This is a genomic window from Mycobacterium sp. SA01 (assembly GCF_041287105.1).
Taxonomy (GTDB): Bacteria; Actinomycetota; Actinomycetes; order Mycobacteriales; family Mycobacteriaceae; genus Mycobacterium.
Window position 1 is genome coordinate 110270 of sequence record NZ_JBGGNO010000019.1, and the last position, 20874, is coordinate 131143.

The 20874-nt window shown below is 66.1% G+C and carries 20 protein-coding genes; 18 read left to right on the forward strand and 2 right to left on the reverse strand.

Going from position 1 to position 20874, the window contains the following annotated elements:
- The first annotated feature begins 116 nt into the window (after positions 1-116).
- The 16 genes from AB4879_RS16490 to AB4879_RS16565 all read left to right on the forward strand — a co-directional run bounded on the left by AB4879_RS16490 (position 117) and on the right by AB4879_RS16565 (position 16989).
- On the forward strand, positions 117-476 hold the full coding sequence (locus AB4879_RS16490; protein ID WP_102807480.1) for an NADH-quinone oxidoreductase subunit A: 360 nt from the start codon (positions 117-119) through the stop codon (positions 474-476).
- A complete protein-coding gene (locus tag AB4879_RS16495; protein ID WP_036339917.1) occupies positions 467-1021 on the forward strand; it encodes an NADH-quinone oxidoreductase subunit B family protein in 555 nt (184 codons plus the stop codon). Before AB4879_RS16490 ends, AB4879_RS16495 begins: the two co-directional genes overlap by 10 nt.
- Positions 1018-1713, forward strand: coding sequence for an NADH-quinone oxidoreductase subunit C (locus AB4879_RS16500; protein WP_102807479.1), 696 nt, complete (start codon positions 1018-1020; stop codon positions 1711-1713). Before AB4879_RS16495 ends, AB4879_RS16500 begins: the two co-directional genes overlap by 4 nt.
- Complete coding sequence (nuoD, locus tag AB4879_RS16505) at positions 1713-3011, forward strand: NADH dehydrogenase (quinone) subunit D (protein ID WP_102807478.1); 1299 nt, start codon at positions 1713-1715, stop codon at positions 3009-3011. Before AB4879_RS16500 ends, nuoD begins: the two co-directional genes overlap by 1 nt.
- Positions 3012-3018: 7 nt before the next feature.
- Positions 3019-3753, forward strand: a complete 735-nt coding sequence (nuoE, locus tag AB4879_RS16510; RefSeq protein WP_370508444.1) for an NADH-quinone oxidoreductase subunit NuoE — start codon at positions 3019-3021, stop codon at positions 3751-3753.
- Positions 3750-5075, forward strand: coding sequence for an NADH-quinone oxidoreductase subunit NuoF (gene nuoF / locus AB4879_RS16515; RefSeq protein WP_370508445.1), 1326 nt, complete (start codon positions 3750-3752; stop codon positions 5073-5075). The genes nuoE and nuoF overlap by 4 nt, the downstream gene beginning before the upstream one ends.
- Positions 5075-7456, forward strand: coding sequence for an NADH-quinone oxidoreductase subunit G (locus AB4879_RS16520; RefSeq protein WP_370508446.1), 2382 nt, complete (start codon positions 5075-5077; stop codon positions 7454-7456). The genes nuoF and AB4879_RS16520 overlap by 1 nt, the downstream gene beginning before the upstream one ends.
- The gene (gene nuoH, locus AB4879_RS16525; protein ID WP_370508447.1) at positions 7453-8679 is read left to right on the forward strand and encodes an NADH-quinone oxidoreductase subunit NuoH; all 1227 of its coding nucleotides are present in this window, start codon (positions 7453-7455) and stop codon (positions 8677-8679) included. The genes AB4879_RS16520 and nuoH overlap by 4 nt, the downstream gene beginning before the upstream one ends.
- A complete protein-coding gene (gene nuoI, locus AB4879_RS16530; RefSeq protein WP_370508448.1) occupies positions 8672-9190 on the forward strand; it encodes an NADH-quinone oxidoreductase subunit NuoI in 519 nt (172 codons plus the stop codon). Before nuoH ends, nuoI begins: the two co-directional genes overlap by 8 nt.
- Positions 9187-9933: an NADH-quinone oxidoreductase subunit J gene (locus AB4879_RS16535; RefSeq protein WP_370508449.1), complete on the forward strand. Its 747-nt coding sequence runs from the start codon at positions 9187-9189 to the stop codon at positions 9931-9933. The genes nuoI and AB4879_RS16535 overlap by 4 nt, the downstream gene beginning before the upstream one ends.
- Positions 9930-10229: an NADH-quinone oxidoreductase subunit NuoK gene (gene nuoK, locus AB4879_RS16540; RefSeq protein WP_370508450.1), complete on the forward strand. Its 300-nt coding sequence runs from the start codon at positions 9930-9932 to the stop codon at positions 10227-10229. Before AB4879_RS16535 ends, nuoK begins: the two co-directional genes overlap by 4 nt.
- 11 nt (positions 10230-10240) lie before the next feature.
- Positions 10241-12124 carry an NADH-quinone oxidoreductase subunit L gene (nuoL, locus tag AB4879_RS16545; RefSeq protein ID WP_370508451.1) on the forward strand — a complete coding sequence of 628 codons (1884 nt, stop codon included), beginning with the start codon at positions 10241-10243 and terminating at the stop codon, positions 12122-12124.
- A 5-nt stretch (positions 12125-12129) separates the two neighbouring features.
- On the forward strand, positions 12130-13689 hold the full coding sequence (locus AB4879_RS16550; RefSeq protein ID WP_370508452.1) for an NADH-quinone oxidoreductase subunit M: 1560 nt from the start codon (positions 12130-12132) through the stop codon (positions 13687-13689).
- Complete coding sequence (gene nuoN, locus AB4879_RS16555; RefSeq protein WP_370508453.1) at positions 13686-15248, forward strand: NADH-quinone oxidoreductase subunit NuoN; 1563 nt, start codon at positions 13686-13688, stop codon at positions 15246-15248. Before AB4879_RS16550 ends, nuoN begins: the two co-directional genes overlap by 4 nt.
- Positions 15248-16006 carry an enoyl-CoA hydratase gene (locus AB4879_RS16560; RefSeq protein WP_370508454.1) on the forward strand — a complete coding sequence of 253 codons (759 nt, stop codon included), beginning with the start codon at positions 15248-15250 and terminating at the stop codon, positions 16004-16006. Before nuoN ends, AB4879_RS16560 begins: the two co-directional genes overlap by 1 nt.
- 89 nt (positions 16007-16095) lie before the next feature.
- Positions 16096-16989, forward strand: coding sequence for a DUF4344 domain-containing metallopeptidase (locus AB4879_RS16565; RefSeq protein ID WP_370508455.1), 894 nt, complete (start codon positions 16096-16098; stop codon positions 16987-16989).
- A 22-nt stretch (positions 16990-17011) separates the two neighbouring features.
- Here the strand turns inward: AB4879_RS16565 and AB4879_RS16570 are convergent, their stop codons facing one another.
- Positions 17012-17899, reverse strand: coding sequence for an SDR family NAD(P)-dependent oxidoreductase (locus AB4879_RS16570; protein WP_370508456.1), 888 nt, complete (start codon positions 17897-17899; stop codon positions 17012-17014).
- A gap of 13 nt (positions 17900-17912) precedes the next feature.
- Complete coding sequence (locus tag AB4879_RS16575) at positions 17913-18515, reverse strand: TetR/AcrR family transcriptional regulator (protein WP_102807468.1); 603 nt, start codon at positions 18513-18515, stop codon at positions 17913-17915.
- Between the two features lie 42 nt (positions 18516-18557).
- Between AB4879_RS16575 and AB4879_RS16580 the strand changes: the two genes are divergently transcribed.
- Both AB4879_RS16580 and AB4879_RS16585 read left to right on the forward strand, forming a co-directional pair.
- Positions 18558-19697 (forward strand): phosphotransferase family protein, encoded by a 1140-nt coding sequence (locus AB4879_RS16580; RefSeq protein ID WP_370508457.1) that lies wholly within the window; start codon positions 18558-18560, stop codon positions 19695-19697.
- A 6-nt stretch (positions 19698-19703) separates the two neighbouring features.
- A complete protein-coding gene (locus AB4879_RS16585) occupies positions 19704-20816 on the forward strand; it encodes a hypothetical protein (protein WP_370508458.1) in 1113 nt (370 codons plus the stop codon).
- Positions 20817-20874: the final 58 nt, after the last annotated feature.

The window sequence follows — 20874 nt, forward strand, 5'->3', positions numbered from 1 at the left end:
GATGGACCGCGCTCAGCTATTCAAGCCATCCTAACGAAATCGCGACAGCGAGTCTCAAGATCGCTAGGCTGTGTCGTAGCTCACATCTCCAGCCCAGCGAGGAGTGACACAGCTCTATGAATTTGTATCTGCCCATCCTGGTGTTGGGTGTCATCGCGGCCGCGTTCGCGATCGTGTCGGTGGTGATCGCATTGGTGATCGGTCCGCGGCGGTTCAACCGGGCCAAGCTGGAAGCCTACGAGTGCGGTATCGAACCGGTGGCCGGAGAGTCGGCTGGTCAGCGCTTCCCGATCAAGTACTACCTGACCGCGATGTTGTTCATCGTCTTCGACATCGAGATCGTGTTCTTGTATCCGTGGGCGGTCTCCTTCGATTCATTGGGGACGTTCGCGCTGGTGGAGATGCTGATCTTCATGGCGACGGTGTTCGTCGCGTACGGGTACGTGTGGCGCCGGGGCGGTCTGGAATGGGATTAGAAGAGCAGCTGCCGGGCGGCATTCTGCTGTCGACGGTGGAGAAGGTCGCCGGGTTCGTGCGCAAGGGGTCGTTGTGGCCGGCGACGTTCGGGTTGGCGTGTTGTGCCATCGAGATGATGGCGACGGCGGGCCCGCGCTTCGATATCGCCCGGTTTGGCATGGAGCGGTTTTCGGCCACACCCCGGCAGGCCGATCTGATGATCGTGGCCGGCCGGGTGTCGCAGAAGATGGCGCCGGTGCTACGGCAGGTGTATGACCAGATGGCCGAACCCAAGTGGGTGCTGGCCATGGGGGTGTGCGCCTCCAGCGGCGGCATGTTCAACAACTACGCGGTGGTCCAAGGGGTGGATCACGTGGTGCCGGTGGACATCTATCTCCCCGGGTGCCCGCCGCGGCCGGAGATGTTGTTGAACGCGATCCTGGCGTTGCACGCCAAGATCGCCGAGATGCCGTTGGGGGTGCACCGCGCCGAGGCCGTCGCCGCGGCCGAAAAGGCCGCGCTGGCCGCGCCGACCACCTTGGAGCTCAAGGGTCTGCTGCGGTGAGCGATCAGGAGCGAAGCGACCCGGCGACAGACAGTGGCGGTGAGGTCATCGGTGTGCGCCGGGGCATGTTCGGCATCAGTGGCAGTGGCGACACCTCCGGGTATGGCCGACTCGTCCGCGAAGTCGCCCTGCCCGGCAGCACACCACGGCCCTATGGCGGTTATTTCGACGACGTGGTCGACCGATTGGCCGAGGTACTGGGCGACGACGAATTCGGTGCGGCCGTCGAGCGCATCATCGTCTTCCGCAACCAGCTCACCATCGAGGTCCGCCGTGCACACCTGCTGACCGTCGCCCGGGCGTTACGCGACGACGAGCGGTTGCGCTTCGAATTGTGTTGCGGGGTTTCAGGTGTGCACTACCCGCAGGATGCGGGCCGGGAGCTGCACGCCTTCTACCCGCTGCTGTCGATCACGCACAACCGCCGGGTGCAGGTGGAGGTGGCCTGCCCCGACTCCGATCCGCATGTGCCGTCGTTGTTTTCGGTGTACCCGACGGTCGACTGGCATGAGCGTGAGACGTATGACTTCTTCGGCATCGTCTTCGACGAGCATCCCGGTCTGACCCGGATCGAGATGCCCGATGACTGGGTGGGACACCCACAACGCAAGGACTATCCGCTGGGCGGTGTGCCGGTCGAGTACCACGGCGCCCAGATTCCGCCGCCCGACGAACGCAGGTCGTATCACTGATGACCACCGACGAGAACGTGATCGTCCTGGGCGGCCAGGACTGGGAGGAAATCGTCGCCGCCGCCCGCCAGGGTGAGGCCGGCGAACGCATCGTGGTGAATATGGGTCCGCAGCACCCCTCCACCCACGGGGTGTTGCGGCTGATCCTGGAGATCGAGGGCGAGACAGTCACCCAGGCGCGCTGCGGGATCGGCTATCTGCACACCGGGATCGAGAAGAACCTCGAATACCGCACCTGGACCCAGGGCGTCACTTTCGTGACCCGAATGGACTACCTGTCACCGTTTTTCAACGAGACCGCCTACTGCCTGGGCGTGGAACAGCTGCTGGACATCACCGATCAGATTCCGGAACGCGCGAGCGTGGTGCGGGTGATGATGATGGAACTCAACCGCATCTCAAGCCATTTGGTGGCGTTGGCCACCGGCGGCATGGAGCTCGGCGCGATGACGCCGATGTTCTTCGGCTTCCGCGAGCGCGAGCTGATCCTGTCGGTGTTCGAGGCGATCACCGGATTGCGGATGAACAACGCCTACATCCGCCCGGGCGGGCTGGCCACCGACCTGCCCGACGACGGGCCCCAACGCGTGCGCGATCTGCTCAAGATCCTGCCGGGCCGGCTGCGCGAGCTCGAAGACCTGCTGACCCAGAACTACATCTGGAAGGCCCGCACCCAGGGCATCGGCTATCTGGATCTGACCGGCTGCATGGCGCTGGGCATGACCGGACCGGTGTTGCGCTCCACCGGACTGCCGCACGATCTGCGCAAGACCCAACCCTATTGCGGCTATGAGAATTACGACTTCGACGTGATCACCGATACCGGGGCGGACTGCTACGGCCGCTATCTGATCCGGGTCGGCGAGATGCACGAGTCCCTCAAGATCGTCGCCCAGTGCCTGGACCGCCTGGAGCCGGGTCCGGTGATGATCAGCGACAAGAAGCTGGCCTGGCCGGCCGACCTGCAACTCGGCCCTGACGGTCTGGGGAACTCCCCTGCCCACATCGCCAAGATCATGGGCACTTCCATGGAAGGGCTGATCCACCACTTCAAACTGGTCACCGAAGGGATCCGGGTGCCGGCCGGCCAGGTGTACATCGCGGTGGAGTCCCCTCGCGGCGAGTTGGGGGTGCACATGGTGTCCGACGGTGGCACCCGCCCGTACCGGGTGCATTACCGCGACCCGTCGTTCACCAATCTGCAAGCGGTGGCAGCGATGTGCGAAGGCGGCATGGTCGCCGACGTCATCGCCGCCGTCGCGTCCATCGACCCGGTCATGGGAGGTGTGGACAGGTGAGAGCTCGATGACGATTGATTTGGTGTTGGGTCCGCGCCCCGATGAGCCCGGCCCACCGATCGGCGGCCGCGGCGCCTACCCCGCCGCGGTGACCGAGCGGCTGAGCGCCGATGCGGCGGACATCATTGCCCGCTACCCGCAGCCCCGTTCCGCGCTGTTGCCGCTGCTGCACCTGGTGCAATCCGAGGACGGCTATCTCACCGGAGCCGGAATCACCTTCTGCGCCGGACAACTCGGGCTGACCGAAGCCGAAGTGACCGCCGTGGCCACCTTCTACTCGATGTACCGCCGTACTCCCACCGGCGACTACCTGGTCGGCGTGTGCACCAACACCCTGTGCGCCATCATGGGCGGTGACGCCATCCTGGACACCCTGGAGACCGAACTCGGCATCCACGCCGGGGACACCACCGCCGACGGGCGTATCACCCTCGAGCACATCGAATGCAACGCCGCCTGCGATTACGCCCCGGTGATCATGGTGAACTGGGAGTTCTTCGACAACCAAACCCCCTCCAGTGCACGACAACTCGTCGACGACATCCGAACCGGCGAGCAGCCCCAGGCCACCCGCGGATCGCGGGTGTGTTCGTTCCGGGACACCGCGCGAACGCTGGCCGGGTTGTCCGGCGGGGGCGACTCGGGCGGCGGCGCGCCTGGTGAGGCGACCCTGGCAGGCCTTCGGGTGGCCCGCGAACTGGACATGTCAGCGCCTCCGTCCAGAGAAAGCGAGGGGCAATGACACCGGCAACCCCGCTGACTCCGGTACTCAGCCGCTTCTGGGATGAGCCCGAACCGTGGACCCTGCAAACGTATCTGCGCCACGACGGTTACCAGGCCCTGCGAACGGCGCTGGGCATGACACCCGACGAGGTGATCGCCACGGTCAAGGAATCCGGGTTGCGCGGCCGCGGCGGCGCGGGGTTCCCCACCGGCACCAAATGGTCGTTCATTCCGCAGGATGACACCGGAGCCGGGGCCAAGCCGAAGTACCTGGTGGTCAACGCCGACGAATCGGAACCCGGTACCTGTAAAGACATTCCACTGATGCTGACCACGCCGCATTTCCTGGTCGAGGGTGTGATCATTGCCGCCTACGCCATCCGCGCCCGGCATGCGTTTATCTATGTGCGCGGCGAGGTCGTGCCGGTGCTGCGCCGACTGCAGGCCGCGGTGGCCGAGGCCTATGAGGCCGGGTACCTCGGCACCGACATCGCGGGTTCGGGATTCGATCTGGATCTGATCGTGCATGCCGGCGCGGGCGCCTACATCTGCGGTGAGGAAACCGCCCTGTTGGACTCGCTGGAGGGCCGTCGCGGTCAACCCCGCCTGCGCCCGCCGTTCCCCGCTGTCGCGGGCTTGTACGCCTGCCCGACGGTGGTCAACAACGTCGAATCCATCGCCAGCGTGCCGCCGATCCTGCTGAACGGCGTCGACTGGTTCAAGGAGATGGGCTCGGAGAAATCGCCTGGTTTCACGTTGTATTCGTTGTCGGGCCACGTCACCAATCCCGGTCAGTACGAGGCCCCGTTGGGGATCACCTTGCGAGAGTTGCTCGAGTACGCCGGCGGTGTCCGCGCCGGCCACGAGTTGAAGTTCTGGACTCCTGGCGGATCGTCGACCCCGCTGCTGACAGCCGAACATCTCGATGTGCCACTGGATTACGAAGGCATGGCCTCGGTCGGCTCGATGCTGGGCACCAAGGCGTTGCAGATCTTTGACGAGACCACCTGTGTGGTGCGGGCGGTGCGGCGCTGGACCCAGTTCTACGCCCATGAATCCTGCGGCAAGTGCACGCCGTGCCGGGAGGGCACCTACTGGCTCAGCCAGATCTATGAGCGGCTCGAGACGGGCCGCGGCACCGAGGACGACATCGGCAAACTGCTCGACATATCGGACACCATCTTCGGAAAGTCGTTCTGCGCGTTGGGTGATGGCGCCGCATCACCGATCATCTCCTCGATCAAGCATTTCCGCGACGAGTACGAGGCCCATCTGGGCGGCAGCTGCCCGTTCGACCCGTACGCCTCGATGCTCTCCGCACCGGAAGGGGTGGGTGCCTGATGACGCAGATCTCGGAGACCGGGACCCCCGAGGCGCCTCCGGTGGAGATGGTCACCCTTGTCATCGACGACGTCGAGGTGGCGGTGCCCAAGGGCACGTTGGTGATTCGGGCCGCCGAGTTGATGGGAGTGCAGATCCCCCGGTTCTGCGACCATCCGTTGCTGGATCCGGTCGGGGCGTGCCGACAATGTCTGGTGGAGGTGGAGGGTCAGCGCAAGCCGATGGCCAGCTGTACCACCACGGTGTCCGACGGCATGGTGGTGCGCACGCAGTTCACCTCCGAGGCCGCGGACAAGGCGCAGCACGGGGTGATGGAGCTGCTGCTGATCAACCACCCGCTGGACTGCCCGGTCTGCGACAAGGGCGGGGAATGCCCGCTGCAGAACCAGGCCATGTCCAACGGCCGGGTCGAAACCCGCTTCGAGGACATCAAACGCACCTTCCCCAAACCGATCAACCTGTCCAGCCAGGTGCTGCTGGACCGGGAACGGTGTGTGCTGTGCGCGCGCTGCACACGGTTCTCCGAGCAGATCGCCGGGGATCCGTTCATCTCCCTGCTGGAACGTGGTGCGCTGCAACAGGTCGGTATCGGTCCGGGTGAACCGTTCGATTCCTACTTCAGCGGCAACACCGTGCAGATCTGCCCGGTCGGTGCGCTGACCGGAACCGCCTACCGGTTCCGGGCCCGCCCGTTCGATCTGGTGTCCAGCCCCAGTGTCTGTGAACACTGCGCGTCCGGGTGTGCCCAGCGCACCGATCACCGCCGCGGAGTGGTGTTGCGCCGGCTGGCCGGCGACGACCCGGAAGTCAACGAGGAGTGGAACTGCGACAAGGGCCGCTGGGCCTTCACCTACACCCGGGTCGGCGATCGCATCACCACCCCACTGGTGCGCGACGAGAACGGTGCACTGCGGCCGGCTTCCTGGTCGGAGGCCATCGCGGTGGCCGCAGCGGGCCTGCGGTCCGGACGCGCCGGTGTTCTGGTGGGCGGCAGGGCGACCGTCGAAGACGCCTACGCGTACGCCAAATTCGCACGGATTGCACTGGACACCAACGACATCGACTTCCGCTCCCGCCCGCACTCGGTCGAAGAGCAGGACTTCCTCGCCGAGCACGTGGCCGGTCGCCGTGACGTCAGCTATGCGGATCTGGAAGGCGCACCCATGGTGGTGCTCGCCGGGTTCGAGCCCGAGGATGAATCCCCGATCGTGTTCCTGCGGTTGCGCAAGACGGTCCGCAAGCACGGCCTGCGGGTTGTGAGCGTCGCTCCGCTGGTGTCCCGCGGGTCGGAGAAGCTCGCCGCACGGGTGGTGCTCACCGCCCCCGGCCACGAGGCGCCCGCCCTCGATGCGCTGGCCGACGAGCTGCCGTCGGGGGCGATCATCCTGGTCGGGGAACGGCTCGCCACCAGTGCCGGTGCGCTGTCGGCGGCGGCGCGCCTGGCCGAACGCACCGGCGCCCGGCTGGCCTGGATCCCCCGGCGCGCCGGTGACCGCGGCGCCGTCGAGACCGGCTGCCTGCCAAACCTGTTGCCCGGCGCCCGGCCGGCCTCGAATGACGTTGCACGACAACAGTTGGCCAGCGCATGGCATGTCGACGCTCTCCCATCAGAAGAGGGTCGCGACGCAACCGAGATCCTCACCGCCGCGGCCGGCGGTGAACTCGACGCACTGCTCATCGGCGGTGTCGACGCCGACGACCTGCCGGACCCGCCGGCGGCACTGGCGGCGATCGAGTCGGCCGGCTTCGTCGTCAGCCTCGAGTTGCGGGAGTCCGCGATCACCGCGCTGGCCGACGTGGTCTTCCCGATATCCCCGGTCGCCGAGAAGGCCGGCTCATTCCTGAACTGGGAGGGCCGGATTCGTCCGTTCGAGCCCGCGCTGGCCTCCAACGCCTTCCCCGACCTGCGGGTGTTGCAGATCCTGGCCGACGAGCTCGGCGTGGACCTTGGGTTCCGCACCGTCGAGGAAGCCCGCGCCGAGCTGCTGACACTGGATCGGTGGGACGGTGAGCGGCCGGCCGCGCCGTCGGTGGAGCCGAAACAGCCGCCGCCGCTGGATTCTGACGAGGCGGTGCTGGCCGGCTGGCGGGTGTTGCTCGACGACGGCCGATTGCAGGACGGCGAGCCGTTCTTGGCGGGGACCGCTCGCCCGGCCGTGGTGCGGTTGTCGGCGGCCACGGCCGCCGGGATCGGCGCGGTCGACGGCGAGGTGGTCAGTGTGTCGACAGGTCGTGGCGATATCGCTCTGCCACTGGTCATCACCGAGATGGCCGACGGCGTGGTGTGGCTGCCGCTCAACTCGCCCGGCAGCGTGGTCTACCGGCAACTCGGCGTCACCCCGGGCACCGTCGTACGCATCGAGCGGGAGGCCGGCAGATGAGCTACCCGGATCTGAGTGTGTTCGGCCACGATCCGTGGTGGTTGATCCTGATCAAAGCGGTTGCGGTCTTCGCCTTTCTGCTGCTTACCGTTCTGGTGGCAATCCTGCTGGAGCGCAAGATCCTGGGCCGCATGCAGATGCGCTACGGCCCCAACCGGGTCGGGCCGTTCGGCATCCTGCAGTCCCTGGCCGACGGCATCAAGCTGGCGCTCAAAGAGGGGCTCACCCCGGCCGGGGTGGACAAACCCATTTACCTGATGGCGCCGGTCATTTCGGTGATCCCGGCGATCATGGCGTTCGCGGTGATCCCGCTGGGTCCGCTGGTCTCGGTGTTCGGCCACCGCACGCCGCTGCAGCTGACGGATCTGCCGGTGGCGGTGCTCTACATCCTGGCGGTCACCTCGATCGGGGTGTACGGGATCGTGCTGGCGGGCTGGGCCTCGGGCTCCACCTACCCGCTTCTGGGTGGGCTGCGGTCCAGCGCCCAGGTGATCTCGTACGAGATCGCGATGGCGCTGTCGTTCGCGGCGGTGTTCCTCTACGCCGGCACCATGTCCACGTCGGGGATCGTCGCCGCCCAGGAACACACCTGGTATGTGTTCCTGCTGCTGCCCAGTTTCGCGGTGTACGTGACGTCGATGGTCGGCGAGACCAACCGGGCCCCGTTCGACCTTCCCGAAGCTGAAGGCGAACTGGTGGGCGGGTTCCACACCGAATACTCCTCGCTGAAGTTCGCGATGTTCATGCTCGCCGAATACGTCAACATGACCACCGTCTCGGCGCTGGCCACCACCTTGTTCCTGGGCGGCTGGCATGCGCCGTGGCCGATCAGCCTGATCGACGGTGTCAACACCGGTTGGTGGCCGCTGATCTGGTTTGTGGCCAAGGTATGGACGTTCCTGTTCGTCTTCATGTGGCTGCGCGCCACCCTGCCTCGGCTGCGCTACGACCAGTTCATGGCACTGGGATGGAAGCTTCTCATCCCGGTCTCGCTGGTGTGGATCATGATCGTGGCCGTCCTGCATAGTGTCGGCCACACCGGCATCATTCCCAACCTGATCGCCGCAGCGATACTGCTGCTGGCCGTGCTGGGTGCGAACTCGCTGCGACACAAGCTGATCCAACGCAGCACTGCGCCGCCTCCCGCTGCGGTCGAAGGATCGTTCCCGATACCTCCGCTGCCCGGTTCGCCGGCACCGAGCAAGGAGAAAGCAGATGCCTAAGTTCCTCGACGCGGTCAAGGGTTTCGGCGTGACGTTCGGGACCATGTTCAAACGCCCCATCACCGAGGAGTATCCGGAGAAGCCGGGACCCGTGGCGCCGCGCTACCACGGCAGGCACCAACTCAACCGCTACCCCGACGGGCTGGAGAAGTGCATCGGCTGCGAGCTGTGCGCCTGGGCGTGTCCCGCCGACGCCATCTATGTCGAAGGTGCGGACAACACCGAGGAGCAACGCTTTTCGCCCGGCGAACGCTACGGGCGGGTCTACCAGATCAACTATCTGCGCTGCATCGGCTGCGGACTGTGCATCGAGGCCTGCCCCACCCGCGCGCTGACGATGACCAATGTCTACGAGATGGCCGACGACAATCGATCTGATCTGATCTACGACAAGGACAAGCTGCTGGCCCCGTTGCAGCCCGGCATGGTGGAACCGCCGCACGCGATGGCGCCGGGGGCCACGGACGACGACTACTACCTGGGACACGTCACCCCCAAGGAGGTTCGGTGACGATCACGCTGCTGGCCGCCGAAACCCTCACCCGCACCTCCACTCCCGAAGCCATCGCATTCTGGATTCTTGCCGTCATCGCGGTGGCAGGCGCGATCGGAGTGGTCACCGCACCGAAGGCCGTCTATTCGGCGATCTTCCTCGCCACCACGATGATCGCGCTTGCCATGATGTATGTCGCGCAGGACGCGTTGTTCCTCGGGGTCGTGCAGGTGGTGGTCTACACCGGCGCGGTGATGATGTTGTTCTTGTTTGTGCTCATGCTGGTCGGCGTCGACTCCTCGGAGTCGTTGGTGGAAACCATTCGGGGACAGCGGGTTGCCGCGATCATCGCGGGTCTCGGATTCGGCGTCCTGCTGATCGCCGGGATCGGCAACATCGCCACCACCGGATTCGTCGGGCTCACCGAGGCCAACGCCGGCGGGAATGTGCAAGGTCTGGCGACGCTGATCTTCACCCGCGATCTGTGGGCGTTCGAGTTGACCAGCGCGCTACTGATCACCGCGGCGCTCGGAGCGATGGTCTTGGCCCACCGGGAGCGCTTCGAGCGGCGAAAGACGCAGCGCGAGATGGTCGTCGAACGCTTCCAAACGGGGGCGCGGGCAACGCCGCTACCCAACCCCGGTGTCTTCGCCCGCCACAACGCCGTCAACACGCGCGCTCGCCTCCCCGACGGCACCGACGATGAATCGTCGGTCAGCACCATCCTTCGCACCGACGAGAACGGAGACGGTCCGCGATGAACCCGGTCAACTATCTGTATTTGTCGGCGTTGCTGTTCACGATCGGCGCCGCGGGAGTGTTGTTGCGCCGCAACGCGATCGTCATGTTCATGTGCGTCGAGTTGATGCTCAACGCCGCGAACCTCGCGTTCGTGACGTTCTCGCGTATGCACGGCCATCTGGACGGGCAGGTGGTGGCGTTCTTCACGATGGTGGTCGCCGCCTGCGAAGTGGTGGTCGGTCTGGCCATCATCATGACGATCTTCCGGACCCGACGCAGCGCCAACGTCGACGACGCCCACCTGCTACGGCATTGAACGGCACCGCCATGCAGACCTTCCTCCTATTGACCATCGCCCTGCCCTTGGCCGGCGCGGTGATCCTGCTGCTGGGCGGTAAGGCCACCGACGCGTGGGGGCATCTTCTGGGCTGCGCGGCGGTGATCGGCGCGTTCGCCTGCGGCGCGGTGTTGTTCACCCACCTACTCGGTCTGCCCGGTGAAGACCGGACCGTGCACGAGGTGCTGTTCACCTGGGTGCCGGTCGGAGTCCTGCGGGTGGACTTCGGCCTGCAACTCGATGCGTTGTCCATGTGCTTCGTGCTGTTGATCACCGGCGTCGGGGCGCTGATCCACATCTACTCGATCGGCTACATGAAAACCGATCCCGGCCGCCGGCGGTTTTTCGCCTACCTCAACCTGTTCGTCGCCGCGATGTTGTTGCTGGTGCTCGCCGACAACTACCTCGGTCTCTACATGGGTTGGGAGGGTGTGGGTCTGGCGTCGTACCTGCTGATCGGGTTCTGGTCGTACAAGCCGAGTGCGGCCACCGCGGCGAAGAAGGCGTTCGTGGTCAACCGGGTCGGCGACATGGGTCTGGCGATCGCGTTGATGGTCTTGTTCGCCACGCTGGGCTCGGTCACCTTCAGCACGGTGTTCAGCGCGGTTCCGCAGATGACATCGGGTGTGTTGACCGCCGTCGGTCTGCTGCTGCTGCTGGGGGCGTGCGGCAAGAGCGCGCAGGTGCCGCTGCAGTCCTGGCTCGGTGACGCCATGGAGGGCCCGACCCCGGTGTCCGCCCTGATCCACGCCGCCACGATGGTCACCGCCGGTGTCTATCTGATCGTCCGCTCCGGCCCGATCTTCACCGCCGCGCCCGCCGCGCAGACCGCCGTCGTCACAGTGGGGGCGGTGACCCTGTTGTTCGGGGCGATCATCGGCTGCGCCAAAGACGACATCAAAAAGGCTCTCGCCGCCTCCACCATGAGTCAGATCGGCTACATGGTGCTCGCCGCCGGACTCGGCCCTGCCGGCTATGCGGTGGCCATCATGCATCTGCTCACCCACGGCTTCTTCAAAGCCGGCCTGTTCCTGGGCGCCGGCTCGGTCATGCACGCGATGGACGACGAAACCGACATGCGTCGCTTCGGCGGCCTGCGGACGCTGCTGCCCGTCACCTTCGTCACCTTCGGGCTGGGGTATCTCGCCATTATCGGCGTCCCGCCGTTCGCCGGGTACTTCTCCAAAGACGCGATCATCGAAACCGCCCTCAACACCGGTGGACTCAAAGGATTGCTCCTCGGCGGCGCCGCCCTGCTCGGCGCCGGGATCACCGCGTTCTACATGACCCGGGTGATGCTGCTGACGTTCTTCGGGCAGCGGCGCTGGAAACCCAACACCCACCCGCACGAGTCCCCCGCCTCGATGACGGCACCGATGGTCGTCCTCGCGGTCGGCTCGGTCGGCGCCGGGGCGCTGCTCGCCATCGGCAACACCCTGGAGCACTGGCTCGAACCCGTGGTCGGCCATCACGAGGCCACACACGTCTTTCCGGCCTGGATCATCACCGTCACCGCCTTGGGTGTCGTCGCGATCGGTATCGCGGTGGCGTATCGGCAGTACGCGAATCACAAGGTTCCCGAGTCCGCGCCGCTGGACGTTTCCGCGTTGACCGTCGCGGCGCGCAACGACCTCTACGGTGACGCGTTCAACGAGGCCGCGTTCATGCGCACCGGCCAGGAACTCACCAAAGGCCTTGTCGCCATGGATGAGAAGGGCGTCGATGGGGTGACGCAGGGGCTGGCATTCGTGGTCGGCCGGTTCTCGGACCGCCTGCGCCAGGTGCAGACCGGGTATGCCCGCTCCTATGCGTTGTCCATGTTGGCCGGTACGGCGCTGGTGGTCGCCGCAGTCCTCTTCACGGCGTGGAGGTGAGTGGCATGATTCCCTGGCTGACCATTCTGTGGGCCATCCCGGTCATCGGCGCGGCCATCATCATCCTGCTGCCTGCCTCGCTGCGGCAGTTCGCGAAGTACGCCGGTGTGGTGGTGTCCCTCGCGGTTCTGGCGCTGTCGCTGGTGCTCGCGGTGCGGTTCGATCCGGCCGGTCAACAATTCCAGTTCGTCGAAAATCACCCGTGGATACCGTCATTCGGCACCGGCTACATCCTCGGCCTCGACGGGATCGCCCTGGCTCTGGTGGTGCTCACCGCCGTGCTGGTGCCGATCCTGCTGATCGCCGGCTGGAACGACGCCGACGACCGACCGGGGTTGTCCGGCCGCGCATCGCACAGCTACATCGCACTGATACTCGCCGTCGAGGGCATGGTGATGATGTCGCTGGTCGCCCTGGACATCCTGCTGTTCTATGTGTTCTTCGAGGCCATGCTGATCCCGATGTACTTCCTGATCGGCGGCTTCGGCGGTGAGGAAAGATCCAAAGCCGCGGTGAAGTTCCTGCTGTACAACCTGTTCGGCGGGTTGATCATGCTGGCCGCGGTGATCGGTCTCTACGTGGTGACCTCCGCCAGCAAGGCGTTCGAGGCGGGAACATTCGACTTCCGCGCGATCGCCGACGCCGTGGCCACCGGGAAGTTCACCATGAGCCCCGGCATCGCCAACGCGTTGTTCCTCGGGTTCATGTTCGCTTTCGCGGTGAAAGCTCCGCTGTGGCCGTTCCACCGGTGGCTGCCCGACGCCGCCGTCCAGGCCACGCCCGCATCGGCGGTGTTGATGATGGCCGTGATGGACAAGGTCGGCACGTTCGGCATGCTGCGCTACTGCCTGCCACTGTTCCCCGATTCCGCAACGTACTTCCGCCCGGTCATCATCGCCCTGGCCGTGATCGGCATCGTCTACGGGGCCGTCCTGGCGATCGGTCAGACCGACGTCATGCGGCTGATCGCCTACACCTCGATCAGCCACTTCGGCTTCATCATCCTCGGCATATTCGTGATGACCAGCCAGGGTCAGGCCGGCTCCACGCTGTACATGGTCAACCACGGAATCTCCACGGCCGCACTGTTCTTGATCGCCGGGTTCCTGGTCAGCCGCCGCGGCAGCCGCCTCATCGCCGATTACGGCGGAGTCCAGAAAGTCGCACCCGTGCTGGCGGGCACGTTCCTGGTGGCGGGCCTGGCGACGCTGTCGCTGCCGGGCCTGGCGCCGTTCATCAGTGAATTCCTGGTCCTCATCGGCACATTCACCCGCTACCCGGCGTTCGCCGTCATCGCGTCGGTGGCGCTGGTGCTCTCGGCGATCTACATCCTGTGGCTCTATCAGCGGATGATGACCGGTCCGGTCACCGATGGAACCGACCGCGTGCGGGATCTGCGGCCACGGGAACTGCTCGTGGTGGCACCGCTGATCGCGCTGTTGATCGGCCTCGGGGTGTACCCGAAGATCGCGCTGGATGTCATCAATCCCGCGGTGACCGCAACACTGACATCGATTCATGAACCCGACCCGGCGCCGACGGTCGCCGAAGGGGCCCGCCCATGAACGCGCCCAGCATCGAATACAGCCAAGTCGCGCCGATGTTGATCGTCCTCGGCGTAGCCGTCGCGGGGGTGCTGGTCGAGGCATTCGCGCCCCGCAAGAGCCGCTACCCAACCCAAGTCACCCTGAGCCTGGCGGGCCTGGTGGCCGCGTTCGTCGCCGTGGTTCTGCTGGCCCGCGATCTGCACGGGGTGGGTCAGTCCGCGGTGGTCGGCGCCGTCGCGGTCGACGCTCCCGCGCTGTTCCTGCAGGGCACCATCCTGCTGATCGGTGTGCTCGGCGTGTTGTTGATCGCCGAACGCCGCACACCGGCCGAATTCGAGGACAGCTCAGCCACGTTGGACGCCTTCACCCCCGATGCGTCAACGGTGCCGGGCAGCGTCGCGGAGAAGATCGCCACAAAGGCGGCGCTGGTGCAGACCGAGGTGTTCCCGCTGACCATGTTCGCGGTGGCCGGGATGATGCTGTTCCCGGCGGCCAACGACCTGTTGACGATGTTCGTGGCGCTGGAAGTGTTCTCGCTGCCGCTGTACCTGATGTGCGGGCTGGCTCGCCGCCGGCGGCTGCTGTCCCAGGAATCGGCGCTGAAGTACTTTCTGCTGGGCGCGTTCTCGTCGGCGTTCTTCCTGTACGGCATCGCCCTGCTGTACGGCTACTCGGGCACCTTGAGCCTGCCCGGCATCGCGCGCGCCATCGCTGCCAGTACCGACAACTCGACCCTGGCGCTGATCGGCGCGGCCCTGGTCGCCGTCGGTGTGCTGTTCAAGGTCGGCGCGGTGCCGTTCCACTCCTGGATACCCGACGTCTACCAGGGCGCCCCCACCCCGATCACCGCGTTCATGGCGGCTGCCACCAAGGTGGCTGCCTTCGGCGCGATGTTGCGGATCTTCTACGTCGCGCTGCCCGGCCTCAACCACGAATGGCGGCCCGTCCTGTGGGCGGTGGCGATCCTCACCATGGTCGTCGGCACCATCACCGCGGTGACCCAGACCGACGTCAAGCGCATGCTCGCGTATTCGGCTGTGGCGCATGCGGGTTTCATCCTGACCGGGGTGATCGCCGCGAACCCGCCAGGGCTGTCGGCGACGCTGTTCTATCTCTTCGCCTACGGGTTCTCCACCCTGGGTGCCTTCGCCGTGGTGAGCGTGGTCCGCGACGCGACCGGGGCCGAGGAAGCCGACATGTCCCGCTGGGCGGGGCTGGGACGACGCTATCCCCTTGTCGGGGTGGTGTTTTCACTGTTCTTGCTCGCGTTCGCCGGTATACCGCTGACCAGCGGATTCGTCAGCAAGTTCGCGGTGTTCAAGGCGGCCGGGCAGGGCGGCGCGATCCCGCTGGTGGTGGTGGGCGTGATCGCCTCCGCGATCGCCGCGTACTTCTACGTGCGGGTGATCGTGCTGATGTTCTTCACCGACCCGCCGCAGGACCCCCCGGAGGTCGTCACGCCCAGCCCGTTGAGCGTCGCGACCATCACCGTGACCGCGGCCATCACGTTCTCGCTCGGTGCGCTGCCCCAGCCGCTGCTCGACCTCGTCGACCATGCGGCTAGATTCCTGAACTGATGATTCTTCTCAGCGATGACCACGGCGCAGTGCGGGTTTTGACGATGAACCGCCCCGAGGTGCGCAATGCGTTGAGCACCGAGTTGTTCGAGGCGCTCTATGCCGCACTCGGTGCGGCCGACGCCGACGACTCAGTGCGTGCCGTGGTGCTCACCGGCACCGATCCGGCGTTCTGCGCCGGCGTCGACCTCAAACAGGCGCAGAGCCTGGGCATGGACTATTTCGGGCGGTTCGACAAGATGAACTGCATGAACGCGATCGTCGAGCTGAGCAAGCCGGTCGTCGGGGCGATCAACGGTGCGACGTTCACCGGTGGTTTGGAGATCGCGCTGGCGTGCGACTTCCTGATCGCCTCGGAGCGTGCGGTTTTCGCCGACACCCACGCCCGGGTCGGAATCCTGCCCGGCGGCGGGATGACGGCGCGGCTGCCGCGGCTGGTCGGATCCGCGATGGCGCGTCGGCTGTCGATGACCGGCGAGGTGGTCGACGCCCAGCGGGCCGAGAAGATCGGACTGGTCACCGAAGTCGTTGCCCACGAACACCTTCTGCCGCGTGCGCTCGACCTCGCCGGCCAGATCGCGGAAGTGCCCTCCCCCACCATGTCGGGTCTCAAGGAGATCTACCGCACCGGGACGGCGGCGGTCACCGGGCCTGCGTTGAAGGCCGAACGAGCGGTGGCCGCCGACGCCCATGTCAGCATTGAGGAGTTGGCCGCGCGTCAGCGTGAGGTCGCCGAGCGCAACAAGCGGCAGATGTAGCTCTCGCCCAAACCGACATTCCGCAGCGAATGTGCGAGTAAATCGCAGCAGAACGTCGATTTCGGCGTGTGAGTGATTCAATACTCCCTGTGACAGACTGCGGTCGAGCCGGTGCGGCTCTCCTCGGCTTGGTGGTACTGCTCAGCGGGTGCCGCAGCGCGGGATCACAACCCCATCAGCTTCACGAGTCCACCGCCAGTCCCTCGACGGCCGAGGCGAGCCCGGCGCAGTCAGCCCACCCGGGCGAGCCATCCGAGGCAGGCAACGACGATTCGCCGGGCTCGATGATTCCGAGGTACGACGAGGCCACCTCGCCGGAGGCCAAGACCGGCCGCGATATCCAAGAGCAGGCCGACCTCCTGAACCATCTCTCGAACAGCGTCAACAACACACTCAAACTGCCGCACGACATCCAGTTGGTCGGTAAGCAGTGCGACACAGCCAATGCCTGGTGGGATCCGGGCGACAACTCGGTGACGCTCTGCTACGAGGAGGCGACGGAGGGTCTGGAGATCTACACCAAAGCCGGTGACGCCGACCCGAGGGCGTCCACGGTCAACGGTGAGATCGCCACCTTCTACCACGAGCTCGGCCACATGGTGATCAGCCTGTACGACCTGCCCATCACCGGCCGCGAAGAGGATGTCGCCGACCAGCTTTCGGCCTACATCTTGTTGACGCCGGGGCCGGACGGCAAGGTGGACCCGGCCAATGTGCAGGCCATCAAAGACTCGGCCCGCGAATTCCAGGGCTACGCCGAGGCCGCCGGTGAACTCGATGACACCGACCTCGCCGGTGGCCATTCGCCGAACAAGGTCAGGGCCTTCAACATGGAATGCTGGCTCTACGGGTCGAACCCGGCCGCCAACGGCGACCTGGTCGGCGACGGCCATCTACCGCAAAGCCGGGCCGAGCTGTGCGACGACGAATGGGACAAGCTGAGCCACGCGTGGAGCCAGTTACTGGGCCCGCACCTGAAGTAGCCGCGACACCAGCGTCGTTCCGCTAACCCAGCGCCGACTCAGTGTTGGTGAACGGCGCGAAACTGCCGTCGAGCGCTTCGAGATGGCCGATGGTGCGGCCCGTGACGACGTTCGGGTCCACGAGGGCCAGTTCGACTGCGGCACGGGCGAACTCGTCCTCGGGCGACACGCTCGCGAATTCATTGCGGTAATAGGACAGGCCCGGTGTCGGGATCGGCCGCGACGGGGCCAGCGCGTTGACCGCAATGTTGTGCCGCTGCAGATCGTAGGCCGCGCACCAGGTCAGGTGCTCCAGCGCGGCCTTGGCTCCGCCGTAGCCGGGCAGCACCCCGCCGGTGAAGTTGTGGTACGGACCGTCACCGGGCACCCGCGACGCCACCGACGTGACGTTGATGATCGAGCCGGCACCGGCGGCGAACATGTCGGGGCACACCAGCTGCATCAGCTCGTAGGAGGCGAACACACCGATCTCGAAATGCCGTCGATAGGCAGTGAACGGAATCGTCACGAAGCCGGGCCATTCGGCGTTGGAAGCCGCCGGCGCACTCGTGGGCTTCGGCGCCCTCGGCGCGGCGTTCGGCTTGGGCGGACGTCCCGGCGCGGTGAACGCGGCGTTGTTCACCAGAATCGTGATGGGCCCCAACGCTGCCCGGGCTTCGTCGACCAGGCGGGGAAGGTCGTCACGGTCGAGCAGGTCGGCGGCAATCGCCACGGCCAGTCCGCCGGCGGATTCGATGGCCGCGACGGTGTCGCCGATGGTGCCCGGCAGCCGGTCGTCCCACTGCTGTTGGGTTCGCGCCACCACCGCCACCGCGGCGCCCTCGGCGGCCAGCGCCAGGGCCGTCGCGCGGCCGAGCCCACGGCTCGCGCCGGTGACGATGGCGGTTCGGCCGGCAAGTCGTCCGGTCATCGCACTCCTGAAGTCATAGCGCCACCCCGTGGACGAGGATGGCCGCGGTCTGGTCCACCCAGCTCTCGTCGAGAACGTCGTCGGGGCTCAAAAGTAACCGCATCATCGTCGCACCACCGATCAGTTCGATGAGGCGTTCCGGCTCGACGTCGGCGTGCACTTCGCGGCAGTGCACCGCTTCGGTCAGGCGATCCCGAACCGCGGCGAACAATTCGGTGAACCGGGACATCACCCGGGCGTTCAGCGCCGCGTCGGCGCTCATGTCCGCGATCAGCCCGGGCAGCGCGGCGCGCACCACCGGGCTGGTGAACACGTCGCGAGTGGCCGAGAGCATCGCGCGGACATCGGCTGAAATGTCGCCGGCCGGCGTGCTCAACGCCGTGGGCGCGGTCGGGAACGCCGCCTCATGGACCAACTCGGCCTTGCTCGACCAGCGACGGTACAGCGCCGTCTTTGTCGTGCCCGCCCGCTCGGCGACAGCCGCCAAAGTCAGATTCGGATAACCGATTTCGACAAGGAGCTCCGCGGTGGCACGCAGTATGGCAGCGTCGATACGCGGATCGCGGGGCCTCCCCGGGACCACGGTCTTGTCAAGCGAAGACGGGTCTGCTTTCATAACGCTACCCACCGTATCGTAATAGGGTTGGAGAGGACAAAGGTGACCAACCAACCGTCTGTGGAGACCGACGTCGAGCGGTTACAACGTTCCGGTCGTGACGTCAGCACCGTTCCCGCGCTGCTGTCGGAATGGCTGTCGACCGTCATGCCCGGCGGCGTGAAGCCGGAGGTGACCGTCGAAAGCGGCATCGACTCCAACGGCATGTCGTCGGAGACGATCATCCTGACCGGCCGCTGGGTGCAGGACGGCAAACGGGTCGAGCAGAAGTGGGTCGCCCGGGTGGCACCCACCACCGAAGACGTCCCGGTCTTCATCACCTACCGGATGGACCATCAGTTCGAAGTCATCCGGCTGGTCGACGAACTGACCGATGTGCCGGTGCCCAAGGTGCGCTGGATCGACCCGACGGGCACAGTGCTCGGCGCCCCCTTCTTCCTGATGGACCACATCGACGGCACCGTCCCGCCCGACGTGATGCCGTATACGTTCGGCGACAACTGGTTTGCCGACGCACCGGCCGAGCAGCAGCGCGCTCTGCAGGACGCGACGGTCGAGGTGCTGGCCAAGCTGCACTCGATTCCCAACGCTGCCGACACATTTGGTTTCCTCGCCGAAGCCGTGCCCGAGGGCGACACCCCACTGCGTCGCCAATTGAACTGGCTCAAGGGCTGGTACGAGTTCGCGGTACCCGATATCGGCCGCTCGCCGCTGGTCGAGACCGCGCTGACGTGGCTGGAAGACAACTTCCCTGCCGATGTCGCGGCCGGCGAGACAGTGCTGGCATGGGGCGACTCGCGGGTCGGCAACGTGCTCTACGAAGACTTCCGGCCGGTCGCGGTGCTGGATTGGGAGATGGCGACGCTGGGTCCACGCGAGCTCGACGTGGCGTGGATCATCTTCGCGCACATGGTGTTCCAGGAGCTCGCAGGCCTGGCCGGGATGCCCGGCCTGCCGAACGTGATGCGCGAAGAGGATGTTCGCGCCACCTACCAGAAGCTGACCGGCGTCGAACTCGGCGACCTGCGCTGGTTCTACGTCTACTCCGGGGTGATCTGGTGCTGTGTGTTCATGCGCACCGGTGCGCGCCGCGTGCACTTCGGCGAGATCGAAAGGCCAGAGGATGTCGAGTCGACGTTCTACCACGCCGGGCTGCTGCGCCGGCTCATTGAGGAGGCATAGCCGCCAATGCTCGGACCGCTCGACGAATACCCCGTCCACCAGGCGCCGCTGCCCATCGCCTGGCCGAACTCCTCGGACCGAAACTTCTACGACCGCAGCTATTTCAACGCCCACGACCGCACCGGGGACATCTTCTTGATCACCGGCATCGGCTACTACCCCAACCTCGGGGTCAAGGATGCCTACGTACTCGTGCGGCGGGGTGACACGCAGACCGCGGTCCACGTGTCCGACGCGATCGACCAGGACCGGCTCAACCAGCACTGCAACGGTTACCGCGTCGAGGTGATCGATCCGCTGCAGAAGGTGCGGATCGTCATGGACGAGACCGAGGGCATGGCCGTCGACCTCACTTGGGAGGGGTTGTTCCCGGTCGTTCAGGAGCAGCCGCACATCATGCGTCAGGGCAACCGGGTGACGCTGGACGCACAGCGGTTCGCCCAATTGGGTTCCTGGGCAGGACATATCGTCATCGATGGCGAGGAGATCGCCGTCGACCCGTCGGTGTGGATCGGCAGCCGCGACCGGTCGTGGGGTATCCGTCCGATCGGTGAGGCCGAGCCCGCCGGTCGTCCGGCCGACCCGCCGTTCGAGGGCATGTGGTGGCTGTATGTCCCGATGGCCTTTGACGACTACGCGATTGTCATCATCATCCAGGAGGCGCCCGACGGCTTCCGCTCGCTGAACGACTGCACGCGGATCTGGCGCAACGGACGGGTCGAGCAGCTGGGCTGGCCACGGGTCAAGATCCACTACCGCTCCGGCACCCGCATTCCGACCGGCGCGACGATCGAGGCCACTGATTCCACGGGTGCGTTGCTCCGTTTTGACGTCGAATCGAAGCTGCCCGTCCCGATCCACGTCGGCGGCGGCTATGGCGGCGACTCGGATTGGATCCACGGCGTGTGGAAGGGCGAGAAGTTCGCCGAGCGGCTCACCTATGACATGACCGATCCGGCCATCATCGGACGCTCCGCGTTCGGTGTGATCGACCACGTCGGGCGCGCGGTGTGCCACGACGGCACCACGTCGGCCGAGGGCTGGGGCCTGTTCGAACACGGCGCGCTGGGTCGCCACGACCCGTCGGGCTTCGCCGACTGGCTGACGGTCGCGCCGTAACCACACCGTGAAAGTTCTGACGCTGGCCGAGATCGTCGACGAGCTGGCCCGGTAGTCG

What these genes read in the sequence shown, in the direction of transcription:
- AB4879_RS16495 (WP_036339917.1), top strand. Translation starts at nt 467, where the DNA reads ATGGGATTAGAAGAGCAGCTGCCGGGCGGCATTCTGCTGTCGACGGTG.
- AB4879_RS16490 (WP_102807480.1), top strand. Translation starts at nt 117, where the DNA reads ATGAATTTGTATCTGCCCATCCTGGTGTTGGGTGTCATCGCGGCCGCG.
- nuoH (WP_370508447.1), top strand. Translation starts at nt 7,453, where the DNA reads ATGAGCTACCCGGATCTGAGTGTGTTCGGCCACGATCCGTGGTGGTTG.
- nuoK (WP_370508450.1), top strand. Translation starts at nt 9,930, where the DNA reads ATGAACCCGGTCAACTATCTGTATTTGTCGGCGTTGCTGTTCACGATC.
- AB4879_RS16520 (WP_370508446.1), top strand. Translation starts at nt 5,075, where the DNA reads ATGACGCAGATCTCGGAGACCGGGACCCCCGAGGCGCCTCCGGTGGAG.
- nuoF (WP_370508445.1), top strand. Translation starts at nt 3,750, where the DNA reads ATGACACCGGCAACCCCGCTGACTCCGGTACTCAGCCGCTTCTGGGAT.
- nuoI (WP_370508448.1), top strand. Translation starts at nt 8,672, where the DNA reads ATGCCTAAGTTCCTCGACGCGGTCAAGGGTTTCGGCGTGACGTTCGGG.
- AB4879_RS16585 (WP_370508458.1), top strand. Translation starts at nt 19,704, where the DNA reads ATGCTCGGACCGCTCGACGAATACCCCGTCCACCAGGCGCCGCTGCCC.
- nuoE (WP_370508444.1), top strand. Translation starts at nt 3,019, where the DNA reads ATGACGATTGATTTGGTGTTGGGTCCGCGCCCCGATGAGCCCGGCCCA.
- nuoD (WP_102807478.1), top strand. Translation starts at nt 1,713, where the DNA reads ATGACCACCGACGAGAACGTGATCGTCCTGGGCGGCCAGGACTGGGAG.
- nuoL (WP_370508451.1), top strand. Translation starts at nt 10,241, where the DNA reads ATGCAGACCTTCCTCCTATTGACCATCGCCCTGCCCTTGGCCGGCGCG.
- AB4879_RS16560 (WP_370508454.1), top strand. Translation starts at nt 15,248, where the DNA reads ATGATTCTTCTCAGCGATGACCACGGCGCAGTGCGGGTTTTGACGATG.
- nuoN (WP_370508453.1), top strand. Translation starts at nt 13,686, where the DNA reads ATGAACGCGCCCAGCATCGAATACAGCCAAGTCGCGCCGATGTTGATC.
- AB4879_RS16575 (WP_102807468.1), bottom strand. Translation starts at nt 18,515, where the DNA reads ATGAAAGCAGACCCGTCTTCGCTTGACAAGACCGTGGTCCCGGGGAGG.
- AB4879_RS16570 (WP_370508456.1), bottom strand. Translation starts at nt 17,899, where the DNA reads ATGACCGGACGACTTGCCGGCCGAACCGCCATCGTCACCGGCGCGAGC.
- AB4879_RS16550 (WP_370508452.1), top strand. Translation starts at nt 12,130, where the DNA reads ATGATTCCCTGGCTGACCATTCTGTGGGCCATCCCGGTCATCGGCGCG.